This window comes from Ruegeria meonggei (genome assembly GCF_042768335.1).
Taxonomy (GTDB): Bacteria; Pseudomonadota; Alphaproteobacteria; order Rhodobacterales; family Rhodobacteraceae; genus Ruegeria; species Ruegeria meonggei.
In genome coordinates this window covers 1,397,600-1,409,719 of sequence record NZ_JAXHBT010000001.1, presented here as the reverse complement: position 1 = coordinate 1,409,719, position 12,120 = coordinate 1,397,600, and the positions used below count along the sequence as shown (strand labels likewise).

Sequence of the window (12,120 nt, the reverse complement as noted above, 5' to 3'; positions counted from 1 at the left end):
CGTTATCTACGTTTTATGCGCCTTGAATGGATTGATGACATATTGGCCGTACTTGATAGCGGCTCATTGGCGCGCGCTGCTGACAAGCGGTTGCTGACCCAATCTGCCTTTACGCGCCGGGTGCGCCTTATCGAAGACAATATCGGCACGACCCTGTTCGACCGCCGCCGCAAGCCCGTATCTCTGATGCCAGGTGTACAGGCGCTGGAGCTCGAATTGCGTGAACTCAGCTCGCGGTTACACAAACTGCGACATACTTTGAAGACTGCGAGTGATCAGGCCGGCAATTCCCTGTCCTTTGTCTGCCAACATGCATTGACTACAACCGTTTCGCCCAAGGTTGTGTACGCATTGACGGAAAATGGCGATGCTTCGGTGTGCGTGCGTTCCGGGAACCAGGACGAATGCCTCTTGCTGCTAATCTCGAAGGAAGTTGATTTTGCGATCATGTACGCGATTCCTGATGGCAAAATGCCCGGACCTGGAAACGCCTTCGAAGCCAGGACACTTGGTTCAGATTTTTTGCTGCCAGTCTGTGCGCCCGCAATGCGCAGCAAGGCAACAGAAGCGGTAATTCCAACAATCAGTTACCCGCCCGAAGTATTTCTTGGGCAGGTCTTTTCCCGGATGGTCGCCCCGCGTTTGCCCACAGGCGTCACTGCGTTACCCAGAGCTGAAACCGCTCTGACGCTTGCCATGCTGCAATATTCTCTGAATGAAATCGGTGTTGCGTGGTTGCCCCACTCACTGGTTGCCGACCCGCTCGCACAGGGTCTGCTTGTGCGCCTTGATGACGTGCTGCCCGCGCAGCCCCTGACAATCAATATGGTCCGCTTGGTAGAAACACAGTCAGAGCACAGTGAGCAGGTATGGCAACACCTTGGCGACCAATTGCAAATTTTTGTTTCGTCACAACACCTACCCGACGATGCGAAAAGCTGCATTGAGTCAGAATAATTTTGGAGCGATCAGAGCGCTACTGCAGCAGAACGGAAAATGGGCAAATTGGGCGCTGACTGATCAATCGCTGCATTTGAGGTGATGCTGCACTGCCGGAATTCGTGAAGTCCACGAAGAATTCACTTCTAGGGGACGGTCAGCAATCCAGAATAGATAGGACTGACTAAGGCCGAGTGTCTGCTTTGGCCGGTTACGCAATTAAGTTTCGTGCATGCAGCGAAAGATCGCCTTCCGCCCGACCAGCGGATCGGCAACGACCGCTTTGGGCTGCGATCAGCCGAGTGCGACCGCAGCGGCCAGTTTGGGCGGCAATGGCAGCCCAGGGGCTTATTGCAGCGTAGCAGACGGACGTGCCGCAATGGGGGCTTGCAAATGGACGCGACCAGGACGAAGCGCTTTTTCAACGCAAATAGGCGTTGGTTCGAAATCCAGCGAAATTCGACCAATACATCTAAAGGTTGTCGAGCCGAAGCTACCCGTCTTGTAGCTTGCGGAACTGGAAACCCTGACAAAGGAGAGATCAGATATGATGAATCGTCAGACTTCAATGCTTTGCGCGGTAGGTGCCGTAGCACGTTAAAGCGGTCTGACAGGTTTCCGATCTGAAGGCCGCCTCGTGAGCGGCCTTTTTTGTTTTTTTCACGTAGCGGCTTTCCATCATTCATGAAGAGAACAATGCCAACCTTATCACTATACATTCCCTTCAAACGGTCGCGCGGCCTCTTGCTGCGACTGGATGCGGTAGGATCTCCATCGCGCGCACCGCGGGACGGGTTTCTTCGTGACGGGTGATGTCCTTGGACTGTTCCCGAGTCATCCAATTGAAGCCGAGCACGGCAATCACGAGTGGAGGCAGGATCGCCAATGGGCGGAAGTTCATAAGACAGCCCCGTCTTGGGCTACGTCAGCTGGGAACTCGGCACGCTTTGCCGTTTGTCGCGGACAAAATATCAATGGGCGCGGAGTGGCGCGGATCGGGTAGGGGCGCCTGCAGCTTTCACTTCCGTGATGGCAGGAAGCGCATGGTCACAAAACTGAGGACAGCACATGGGAGTGAACGGCAGAGAGAATACCCCGCTATGCGTCATTCAGTGACAATGCTCCACTGTTTTAGAGACGCCTCGACTTCATCGCAGGATTCCTACGAGAGTGGCCGTTTCACCCACGGACCCGCTGGGACTGTTTCCGATGCTACTACCACGCAATTAACTTGGTCCTCGTTTAGTCGCAGAGTCTGATCTGTATCGTCGTAAATGAACTTTTGGCGAGGATGATCGCTGCATTCCAACAGTGCAAACTCCGACTTTCCTGTAGCGATTAAGGCCTGCATGCAGAAGCCTTCAAACGGGTAAGATACGACCTGCATGGTGTCTGCGTTGTACTCAAAACGCGTGTCATGGCCTTCATAGCTGCGCGGTTCACCCTCACTGGGCGGTTTGCAAGAATGGGTCTGCAAAAGATCAGACTGCCCGGCCCCATATGTATCAATGCAAAACCCATATCCGTTTGGTTCGTCGTGGTTTTCGCTAAGGACGATAAATGGTGCTTCTGACGGAACCTGGTGGTGGTTCGCCTAAGATGGAGACATCTGACTAAAAATATGGAGGCAGAACTGTCGCGTTTGTGAGAGTAGGTTTAGGCCAATGGTCGGGCAAAAAATTACGACCTGTTTTCGCGAGGTCTTGTCAGAAGAACTTGGGTTGAGGCGGGCAGGGTGCTCTCGTAGCCTTCGCGCATGATCAAACAATCGCCATTCAAGTACTTCAAGACCAGTCCAGAGGTCATTCGTCTGGCAGTCATGCTGTACGTTCGGTTCCCATTGTCGCTTCGGAATGTCGAAGACTTGTTGCACGAACGGGGAATTGAGGTGAGCCACGAAACCGTCCGATATTGGTGGAACAGGTTCGGTCCGATGTTTGCCTCCGAGATCAGACAAAAGCGAGTTCAGCAATTGCGAGCACACTCGAAATGGAAATGGCACGTCGACGAGGTCTTTGTGAAGGTGAATGGCAAGCGACACTATCTGTGGCGGGCTGTTGATCACGAGGGCGAGGTGCTGGAAGCCGTTGTCACCAAACGCCGAAACAAAGCTGCAGCACTGAAATTCCTTAAGAAATTGATGAAACGGCACGGTTGCGCCGAAGAGATCGTTACCGACCGTTTTGCATCCTACAAAGCAGCGCTCAGAGATTTGGGTGCTCTCGAAAAACAACAGACGGGCAGGTGGCTCAACAACCGCGTTGAGAATTCGCACCTGCCTTTCCGACGAAGAGAGCGCGCTATGCAACGTTTCAGGCGCATGCGAAGTTTGCAGAAATTCGCCTCCGTCCATTCCTCTGTCTACAACCACTTCAACCAGGAAAGATCGTTAGCCAGTCGAGACACCTTCAAGCTGACCCGCGCCGCCGCTCTTAGCGAGTGGCGTCAACTCTGTTCCGGATAGGTTCGCCGTTTCCGCGGCAAACTGAGACTGGTTCGAATTAGTCTGACAGCACCAAAGCAAAGGCGCTGCAGCTTGTCGGCCGTTGGGAACCGGATCGAGTTCTGATCGAGGATGCCGCTTCTGGCAAACCGCTTTTGGACGAGCTTTTTCGTGATGACCGCCGGCGCTATGAACGCATTAGACCTGACAAGGACAAGGAAACCCGGTTCCAGTCCGCGTGCGGTCCTGTCGAAGAGGGCAAGGTGTACCTGCCTGCAGACGCGCCCTGGCTGGCGACGTTCAAACGAGAGCTTCAGTCCTTTCCACGCGGGCGTAACGACGATCAGGTCGATAGCTTTGCCCATTTTCTGAACTGGTCCAAGGGACTGGGATTCTACCGGGCATTGGGTCGCGACCACCGGATCAACATCGAACGTCGGGAGCGTAATCGAGAGAGGGTAAGAAGGCAGTAGAACAGAAAACAAAGTTCGAGGCCGATAGTCGGCCTTGAGCCGCCCAGCGAAACCTTGGCCATTGGGCCCGAAGGGCGGGAAGCGGCCATTCGCTGCGGTTGCGATGTGATCGAGCGATATCGCTGGGAGCTGACATTTGTTGATCATGAAAACAGGTCTTTTTCTGTACCACCGCAAAGCGGCTCAGGGTCCAGAGCGGACATCATTGATGCGAACAAAAGGATATTGATGCAACCTTGCAATGCTATCGGCCTGCCGTGGATTGCCATCCAGCCTTTTCCAAAGCTTCGATCACTGGATTGGCGTGGTCAGGCACGATGAATACTGCAGACAGAAAGCTTTCCAGTGGAAAGTCAGGCCAGGATTCCGTGAGAAGGCTTACGTATCGTGTTGCCTCTTGAGTTTGGTCCAGTTTCGCGTTCGCAGCCGCAAGGTAGGTTAGGGTCAGAGCACCAACGGGAGCACCGGCGTTTACTGCTAAATTATAAATGTCGATTGTGTCCTGGAAATTCCCGCGGTGAAATTCTGCCGTGGCGGCAACATTGCGAAAAATAAGCCGTTCTGAAAGCTCACTGGTTCCGATAAGAGGTTTGGCCACTTGAACCGCACGGTCGAACTCGCCGCAAAATAGCGCGATTAAGGCATCGAAATTTTGGGCATATAAATCCCTGGGGCTGAGGCGGGTGGCGCGTTCGGAATAGGTCGCGGCCGTCCGACAGTCCTTTTCGGCAAAGTACACCATCGCCATGGCGGACTGCGACCAAGGCTCACCGGAAGCAAGTACAACCGCGCGTTCTGCGCGCTCCTTTGCTTTCGCGATATAGTCCTCTCGCGCTGGTGTATCGGGCATTTGCGAGGCCAGCATCGCGTTGATCTGAGCAGCCCCCGCGAACCCGGCGTAGTAATCGGGGTCGAGCGCAATGACTTGTTCGAACAGCGCCAGCGACGCCATCAGCCGTTGTCGATCCAATGCCGGGAACATCAGGTTGCGCGCATCTTCAGCGAGGTTTTTTGCCTGTAGCTTGGCTGGAGAGACCGCAAACAACGCATCCCTCTCTGCCAGTTTTGACGCGCCATCTGGCCCGGTGGTGATACTGTCCTTGTGTCCAAAAGGAGTAAGCAGGGTGATTGCAGCAATTAGGACAATGGTTGTAGCTGCGGCGAGGCTGATCCAGAGTTTCGTTCGTGCGACAACAGGGATTGAAGCAACGCGTTCGGGAGATGACGGTTCGAATTTCTGCGGCAGCGTTTCGAAACGGGGCGCGTAACCGCCTTTGTCTATGTGTATGCGGATCGCGTTTGTGTTTTCCGGACGCTGATAATAAGCACTCAGACGCCGCCGCAGCCGTCCGGCGTCAACTCTGACAATGGCCAATGGATCTTCGCCTTGGTTGGAAAAAACTCCATAGACATCTTCGCCAATTGTCTTGGCGCGGATGGCATTGCCTCGTCCGGCGAGTGCCTCGTCCACCACGTAGCGCAGAAAAGACTGAAGTCGGGCCGCGCCTGCGAGGTCCTCGCTGTCCAAGACCTTTTCGAGCTCTTGCTGTACAGCAAGAGCGTCGATCATCTGATCCGGAAAGCCGGTATCAGATTGCGATGAAACGGTGCCGCTGTTCATTTGGTTCCCAACTCAAGGCCGCTGGCAAGCCCCTGAAATCAAACATGTTACCCCGTAACTTACTGCATGATACCTACTGTGACCACTGGTGCTGTTGTATTTTAATATGTGAATTGAATTGGGTTGTTGAAAGGGCCCGGCAGATGAGTGTTTTGGACGACAAATTTGCGGAGCACAGACCTAAAATAGACGCGCTTTGCAAGGATGACAAAGTCATTAGGGAAATCATAGGCGACTATGAAGAGCTTTCCCGCCTCTTAGGTGCAGGGCCTTCAGTCGACCAAATTGCTCACATGCGATCCAGCCTCGCCGGTCTCGAAGAAGAGATTATGGCGTATCTCGCGACGCTGCCAGAGCGTGCCGAAAAGCCACAAAATGAATGACACGTGTTGGCGAAGCCAATCGCGCCTGTCTGAGTGAATGATCCTGATACCCAAAAAATCAGACAACAAATGGGAGCCACTATGAAACGCCTACTGACCTTAACAGCCGCCTCGGCGCTGACCTTATCGGCAACAGCCCAGGCCCAAGAAGACCCCATCGTCCGGGATGCTGAATACTACATACTTGAAAAACAGCATGGCGAACGTTGGACTGCGGAAGATCAGGAAATCGACGCGGTCATGGCCGACTTTCGTGAGCAGAATGGCGGCAATCCACCCAATATTCTGTACGTCCTGCTTGATGACGTCGGCTTTGGCGACATGGGCAATCCAACAATGAATGCAGTCAGGGGTTATAAAACTCCCGCGGTCAACGAGTTGGCGACAGAGGGCATGAGACTGGCCCGGATGTACACCGAGCCCTCCTGCACGCCGACACGGGTTGCATTCATGACCGGACGCCATCCCATCCGCAATGGAATGGGAAACACGGCGGTCGATATCTCCGGCTTTGGTCTTGCGGATAAGGAAGTGACGCTTGCCGAGGTCTTGTCAGATGCCGGGTACAACACCGTCCACATCGGCAAGTGGCATCTGGGCGACATCCGCGAAGCCTGGCCGAATTTTCAAGGCTTTGATTATGCCGCCTTTCCAATCCACCAGCAGGGGCAACTGACGCTTTACCATGATGACGGTGCGAACGAGGAAATCACGATTGGGATCGGTGAAAACAACTACGACAGCCGCCACACGAAAGACAATTGGTTTCGTTCGGATGCCTCCGCCATGGCAACCGGTGTGGAGGGCGTACGCGATACGAATGTGCGTGAAGTCCACATGGAGCCGGGTGAACGCTGGACTGAACAAAAGTACCATGAGATGAACCTGCGCTATCAAGATCAGGCGATGGAGCAACTGCGCGAACTTGCCGCAAAGGATGAGCCGTTCTTCCTGAACTATTGGCCCCTCTATCCGATTGTCGGGCCGCGAACGACCACGGCCGAATACACCACCCCCAATGGCGGCACCTATGTCGAGAAGATGAAGCTGGTGGATCAGTGGATTGGCGACCTGATGGCCGAGATGGATACATTGGGGATTGCAGACGACACGATCGTGATTGTCATGGGCGACAACGGTCACGCGACCAAGTTTTCACCTGAGTCCGGTTTCACACCGATGCTCTATCGCGGCGGGAAAGGCGCGACTTTAGAAGGTGGTGTACGTGTTGATGCCTTCGTCCGCTGGCCGGGGATGATCGAAGCAAACTCGATCGTGAACGACATAACGCATGTAAGCGATCTGTTCACCACGCTGGCGCGGATTGGCGGCGGCACCGGCGGCATCCCACGCGACCGGGTCATCGATGGGGTTGACCAGACATCATTGTTATTGAACGGAGACACGCATGGAAGGCGAGACTATGTCTTCCTATATGCCATCAACGCGCTCGAAGCGGTCGTGAAGGAACAGTATAAGCTCGCTATTCCCGGCGGCAGTATCGACAACGCGATCCTTGCCGATTTCTACGATCTCTACCGCGATCCGCAGGAAAAGTACCCAGTGTCGACCGAGATTGGTGCATGGGGCGGTGCAAAGTTTGTGCGCATGATCCAACGCCATGTTCAACGCAAAGAACAGTATCCCGACGAGGGGCCAGGTCTTGGCAGACCGTATGAGGGGATCGAGAACCTGCGGCCTGAATCAGAAGCTGCCGTCGCCGAATTTCTTTTCATGGTGCAGACGCCTGAGAAATAATGCGCGTATTAACCTCGGCAGTGTGGTCGGCATCCCATTGGTGCCGGTCACTTCTTTTCTGATCAACACCGGCGAGTTGCTCGGTTTAGGATTGGAACCGGTCAATTGACAAACGGAATGGGAAGGGGGGCTTTGTCCGAATTACTTCAGCATTAACGCCTTGTAACTCACCGACGTAGCGAAGGGCTGTTCTGGTGAAGCTGGGGCGCGGCGCGTAGCTGATCGATGATTGTCGGTTGTGGGCCGCCCCTGAAGACGGCCCAAGTCGTCAGATTTCGATCGCTTCAGCAATAGCGAGTGCGTCCTCAAGTTCAACGCCAAGATATCGGACCGTGCTGTCCATCTTGGTATGCCCAAGCAGGAGCTGAACGGCGCGCAGGTTGCCGGTCTTCTTGTATATTTGGGTTACCTTGGTCCGTCGCATGGAATGGGTGCCATAGGCGGTTGCCTCCAATCCGATCGAAGTGACCCAATCCCGAACGATCCGGGCATACTGCCGTGTTGAGATATGTAGGCGTTCGTGAAATCGACCTGGCCAAAGAAACTCAGATCCGACCATCAGCGGATCCTCCATCCATTTCGCGACTGACGCCCGAGTGCCCTCAGAAATCTCGAAGCGAACAGATTTTTGTGTTTTGCTCTGCAGAACTGAGGCGCGTTCTTTGATCTGGCCGGACGCCATGACATCCACCACCTGCATCCGGACGAGATCACAGCCGCGAAGCTTGCTGTCGATTGCCATGTTGAAGAGAGCGAGGTCCCGATGGTTTTCGGCTAGCTCCAGGCGAACTCTGATCGCCCAGACATGTTTTGGCTTCAGCGGGCGCTTTTGGCCGACAATCCGACCCTTGTTCCAAGCAGGTCGAAGCGCACGAATGGCGGGTAAGTTTGGTGTTTCCATGACTGATCCTCCTCCGATCCGCCATACCCTCCCACAACGACAACCCGATGTTGACTATCTGCCATATCACACCATCACGTGCCGCTACCGATAGCCGCCGCGAGCCCGAGACAGACATCCGTTGAGCGTGGAACTTTTCTAACTGGAACATTAAAGCGGCACCTGCAAACCAGCTTTTACGCGATTCACCACGACATTTGAGTGAAACCTTTGGATGTTGGGATTGTCAGTAAACACCTGTCGGCTGAATTCTTCATATGCCGCCATATCCGCGGATGTGACAATCAGAATGAAGTCGGTGTGTCCTGTTACATAATAGCATTGTTGAACATCATCCAACGCAAGCATGGAGCGGCGAAATTCGTCCAGCAGATCGGTGCGTTCGCGTTCCAGTTCAACTTCAACGATAAAGGTCATGGGGCGCCCGATGGCTTTAGCGGACAGGACAGAAATGTCCGCTTCGATGATCCCTTCATCCCTGAACCGTTTCATGCGCCGTTGAACTGACGAGCGTGAGATTCCGACATGTTCCCCTAATTCGTCTGCTGTCAGGCGATTGTTACGCTGAAGCAGCTCTAGAAGCCTCTTGTCGGTGTCATCCAGCAAAGTTGGCATATTGCTCACTCACCTTTTCGATTTTGCGTCATTTTGCGCGGAATACATCATTTATCAGGCAAAATGCCCAGAAAAAGACGGTACTTTCAAGCGAACAAGCCGAATCCTCGCATCGAAAGTTCGAGCATGCACAATTTGCCCAATTTAACCGCTCGCCACGTTGATCATCGCAACTACCCACCCGGTGTTGCATATATGGACGGACAATATTTGCCGATCCAGGAGGCAAAGCTTTCGGTTCTGGACTATGGCTTTCTGCATTCGGATGCGACCTATGATGTTGCTCATGTGTGGAAAGGCGCTTTTTTCAGATTGGGAGACCACCTGGAGCGCTTTTTTTGTGGGATGGCGGAACTGCATATGTCTATTCCATATAGTAAGGCCCAAGTGGCTGAAATCCTGCACAATTGCGTGGCCTTGTCCGGGTTCGAGAGCGCTTATGTGGAATTTATCTGCACAAGGGGGACATCTCCGGACTTCAGTCGGGACCCGAGGGACGCAGAAAACCGCTTTATTGCGTTCGCAATTCCCTTCGGCTCTGTCGCCAACGAAGAACAGATGGAACGTGGCTTGCACTTGGCCGTGACGGATGTGCTGCGTATCCCGCCATCCTCTGTCGACCCAACCGTCAAGAACTACCATTGGCTGGATATGGTGAAGGCGCTTTATGCCGCCTACGAGCGGGGGGCGGACACCGCGGTGCTGCTTGATACCAACGGAAATGTATCCGAAGGGCCCGGGTTCAATATGTTTGCAATTAAGGACGGAGTAGTTTCAACACCCGACCTTAGCGTCTTGTTGGGAATTACACGTCAGACCATCTTTGATCTGTGCGCAGAAATGGGCATCCAGTGCCACGCTCAGGATATCGCGGTTGAAGATCTGAAGTCGGCGGATGAGGCCTTTGTGACATCAACGGCCGGAGGCGTCATGCCTGTGACTACAATAGATGGGCAGTCCGTTGGATCGGGAGAAGTGGGCTTGCTCTCGAAACGAATGATGGCGCTCTATTGGCAACTCCATGAGGACGACAGGTATCGGAGCGTAATCAGCTACCCGGGATCGACTGAACAGTAATGGGTCTTGTCAGAAGAACTTTGGTTGAGCGGGGCAGGGTTGTTGCGTAGCTTTTGCCCATGACCAACCCTGCCTCTTTCAAGTACTTCAAAACCAGCCCCGAGATCATTCGCCTTGCGGTGATGCTGTACATTCGTTTCCCGCTCTCGCTTCGGAATGTCGAAGATCTGTTGCACGAGCGAGGCATCGACGTGAGCCACGAAACTGTCCGGTATTGGTGGAACAGGTTTGGCCCGGTGTTTGCTGCTGAGATCAGACGGAAGCGTGTTCAGAAGCTACGCGCATTCTCGAAATGGAAGTGGCACATGGATGAGGTTTTCGTGAAGGTAAATGGCAAGCGTCATTATCTTTGGCGGGCTGTTGACCACGAAGGCGAGGTGCTGGAAGCCTTTGTCACCAAACGCCGAAACAAAGCTGCAGCATTGAAATTTCTCAGGAAACTGATGAAGCGACACGGCAAAGTGGAAACCGTCGTCACGGATCGCTTCGCCTCATACAGAGCCGCACTCAGAGAACTGGGTGTACTGGAGAAACAACAGACGGGCAGGTGGCTCAACAACCGCGCTGAGAATTCGCACCTGCCGTTTCGACGACGCGAACGCGCCATGCAACGGTTCAGGCGCATGCGAAGTTTACAGAAATTCGCCTCCGTCCATTCCTCTGTCTACAATCACTTCAACCAGGAACGATCGCTCACCAACCGAGACATCTTCAAGCTGACCCGCGCCGCCGCTCTTAGCGAGTGGCGTCAACTTTGTTCCGGATAGGTTCGCGGTTTCCGCGGCAAACTGAGACTGGTTCGAATTCGTCTGACAGCACCTGCAGTAGCCTTTGTGGGCATAGGCGTCGGCATTGGGTCGCTTTATCGAATGACGAGGCCGACGTGATACAAGCATACAGTGCGGTTAACACGCAAATGCCACATCGATTGATGCTTTGTTTGAAAAGCCGGTCATGCTCTGATGCAATCATGAAAGTGAATAAAACTGCCTTGGCCTACGGGGCTTTGTTGCTTGCAATGTTGATCAGCGCCGGGAACTTCTTGTTCGGTAATTTGGCAGTCAAAGAAGTTCATCCGGTTGTGCTGACATTTTGGCGATGCCTGATTGCAGCAATTTTTGTTTTGCCTCTTGTTCTGAGAGGATGGAGCAACCCGTATCGACATTTCCAGAGCAGTTGGCTCCGTATTACAGTGCTTGCCTGCATCGGCGTGGTTGCCACGCCCTGGTTTGTCTATTCAGCGCTCCAATCCAACGACCTGATAGATCTTGGTGCCGGATACACCAGTGTGCCTTTGCTGACGATCCTGTTTTCTGCATTTTTGCTCAACGAACGATTGCGATCTGTCCAGTATCTGGGCGTTGCAATTGCACTCGTTGGAGCGCTGATTTTTGCATTTCGTGGTGATTTAGAGAATCTAATCAATTTCGACCCGCATCTTGCCTTCTTGCTGATGATAGCCTCCAATGCCTGCCGCGGGCTCTATTTGGTTCTTCTTAAGAAATGGAACATGCATCCAAAACCTAACGAAGGCCTGTTCGTGATCTTCGTTGTTGGCATTGTCGTGTTGCTGCCGTTTGTTGTCATTCACGAAGCAGGCACACTTCAGCCATTGGACTATTCCTGGCAGGTCTGGGGCTCAATCCTGTTCATTGGAGTTGGCATGGGGGCTATCTACCTCCACCTGCTTAATTTCGGCACCGACGAAGTTGGTGCGTCGACAGCTTCCTTGTTTGCCTATCTCGTGCCGATCCTCGTCGCCGTCGAATCCGTGACCCTAAGGGGCATCGACTTGCAGCTCTATCAAGGAGTCGGCGGTGTCATGATCATCGGTGGCGTTCTGATCGCAACCCGGTTGCACCTTCAACCAACCGCTGCCGATCATCCGCCTCATTGATCCACGCGTTGCC

Annotated in this window: 11 protein-coding genes; 8 read left to right on the top strand and 3 right to left on the bottom strand. The window is 53.7% G+C overall.

Annotated elements, in window-relative coordinates; translation table 11 throughout:
- The first annotated feature begins 15 nt into the window (after positions 1 to 15).
- The 3 genes from SJY13_RS06990 to terL all read left to right on the top strand — a co-directional run bounded on the left by SJY13_RS06990 (position 16) and on the right by terL (position 3,855).
- Positions 16 to 957 (top strand): LysR family transcriptional regulator, encoded by a 942-nt coding sequence (locus tag SJY13_RS06990; protein ID WP_377189399.1) that lies wholly within the window; start codon positions 16 to 18, stop codon positions 955 to 957.
- 1,738 nt (positions 958 to 2,695) lie between these two features.
- The gene (locus SJY13_RS06985) at positions 2,696 to 3,403 is read left to right on the top strand and encodes an IS6 family transposase (RefSeq protein ID WP_377189396.1); all 708 of its coding nucleotides are present in this window, start codon (positions 2,696 to 2,698) and stop codon (positions 3,401 to 3,403) included.
- Between the two features lie 65 nt (positions 3,404 to 3,468).
- Positions 3,469 to 3,855, top strand: a complete 387-nt coding sequence (gene terL / locus SJY13_RS06980) for a phage terminase large subunit (protein ID WP_377193587.1) — start codon at positions 3,469 to 3,471, stop codon at positions 3,853 to 3,855.
- 244 nt (positions 3,856 to 4,099) lie between these two features.
- Here the strand turns inward: terL and SJY13_RS06975 are convergent, their stop codons facing one another.
- Positions 4,100 to 5,476: a tetratricopeptide repeat protein gene (locus SJY13_RS06975; protein ID WP_377189393.1), complete on the bottom strand. Its 1,377-nt coding sequence runs from the start codon at positions 5,474 to 5,476 to the stop codon at positions 4,100 to 4,102.
- A gap of 143 nt (positions 5,477 to 5,619) precedes the next feature.
- Here SJY13_RS06975 and SJY13_RS06970 point away from each other — a divergent pair, with 143 nt between their 5' ends.
- Positions 5,620 to 5,859, top strand: a complete 240-nt coding sequence (locus tag SJY13_RS06970) for a hypothetical protein (protein ID WP_377189389.1) — start codon at positions 5,620 to 5,622, stop codon at positions 5,857 to 5,859.
- Between the two features lie 33 nt (positions 5,860 to 5,892).
- The gene (locus SJY13_RS06965) at positions 5,893 to 7,617 is read left to right on the top strand and encodes a sulfatase-like hydrolase/transferase (protein WP_377189386.1); all 1,725 of its coding nucleotides are present in this window, start codon (positions 5,893 to 5,895) and stop codon (positions 7,615 to 7,617) included.
- Between the two features lie 268 nt (positions 7,618 to 7,885).
- On the opposite strand, the gene SJY13_RS06960 is transcribed toward SJY13_RS06965, so the two are convergent.
- Complete coding sequence (locus SJY13_RS06960) at positions 7,886 to 8,518, bottom strand: tyrosine-type recombinase/integrase (protein ID WP_377189383.1); 633 nt, start codon at positions 8,516 to 8,518, stop codon at positions 7,886 to 7,888.
- Positions 8,519 to 8,668: 150 nt separating this feature from the next.
- Positions 8,669 to 9,133 (bottom strand): Lrp/AsnC family transcriptional regulator, encoded by a 465-nt coding sequence (locus tag SJY13_RS06955; protein ID WP_377193585.1) that lies wholly within the window; start codon positions 9,131 to 9,133, stop codon positions 8,669 to 8,671.
- Positions 9,134 to 9,328: 195 nt separating this feature from the next.
- Here SJY13_RS06955 and SJY13_RS06950 point away from each other — a divergent pair, with 195 nt between their 5' ends.
- The 3 genes from SJY13_RS06950 to SJY13_RS06940 all read left to right on the top strand — a co-directional run bounded on the left by SJY13_RS06950 (position 9,329) and on the right by SJY13_RS06940 (position 12,107).
- On the top strand, positions 9,329 to 10,210 hold the full coding sequence (locus SJY13_RS06950) for an aminotransferase class IV (protein ID WP_377189380.1): 882 nt from the start codon (positions 9,329 to 9,331) through the stop codon (positions 10,208 to 10,210).
- Between the two features lie 59 nt (positions 10,211 to 10,269).
- Positions 10,270 to 10,977: an IS6 family transposase gene (locus tag SJY13_RS06945; RefSeq protein WP_377189377.1), complete on the top strand. Its 708-nt coding sequence runs from the start codon at positions 10,270 to 10,272 to the stop codon at positions 10,975 to 10,977.
- Between the two features lie 203 nt (positions 10,978 to 11,180).
- Entirely contained in the window at positions 11,181 to 12,107 is a 927-nt protein-coding gene (locus SJY13_RS06940) for a DMT family transporter (RefSeq protein WP_377189374.1), read from the top strand.
- Positions 12,108 to 12,120: the final 13 nt, after the last annotated feature.

Excerpts from the sequence above, each read along its gene's own strand:
- SJY13_RS06945 (WP_377189377.1), top strand. The coding sequence starts at position 10,270 with ATGACCAACCCTGCCTCTTTCAAGTACTTCAAAACCAGCCCCGAGATC.
- SJY13_RS06960 (WP_377189383.1), bottom strand. The coding sequence starts at position 8,518 with ATGGAAACACCAAACTTACCCGCCATTCGTGCGCTTCGACCTGCTTGG.
- SJY13_RS06970 (WP_377189389.1), top strand. The coding sequence starts at position 5,620 with ATGAGTGTTTTGGACGACAAATTTGCGGAGCACAGACCTAAAATAGAC.
- SJY13_RS06990 (WP_377189399.1), top strand. The coding sequence starts at position 16 with ATGCGCCTTGAATGGATTGATGACATATTGGCCGTACTTGATAGCGGC.
- SJY13_RS06950 (WP_377189380.1), top strand. The coding sequence starts at position 9,329 with ATGGACGGACAATATTTGCCGATCCAGGAGGCAAAGCTTTCGGTTCTG.
- SJY13_RS06940 (WP_377189374.1), top strand. The coding sequence starts at position 11,181 with ATGAAAGTGAATAAAACTGCCTTGGCCTACGGGGCTTTGTTGCTTGCA.
- SJY13_RS06955 (WP_377193585.1), bottom strand. The coding sequence starts at position 9,133 with ATGCCAACTTTGCTGGATGACACCGACAAGAGGCTTCTAGAGCTGCTT.
- SJY13_RS06985 (WP_377189396.1), top strand. The coding sequence starts at position 2,696 with ATGATCAAACAATCGCCATTCAAGTACTTCAAGACCAGTCCAGAGGTC.
- SJY13_RS06975 (WP_377189393.1), bottom strand. The coding sequence starts at position 5,476 with ATGAACAGCGGCACCGTTTCATCGCAATCTGATACCGGCTTTCCGGAT.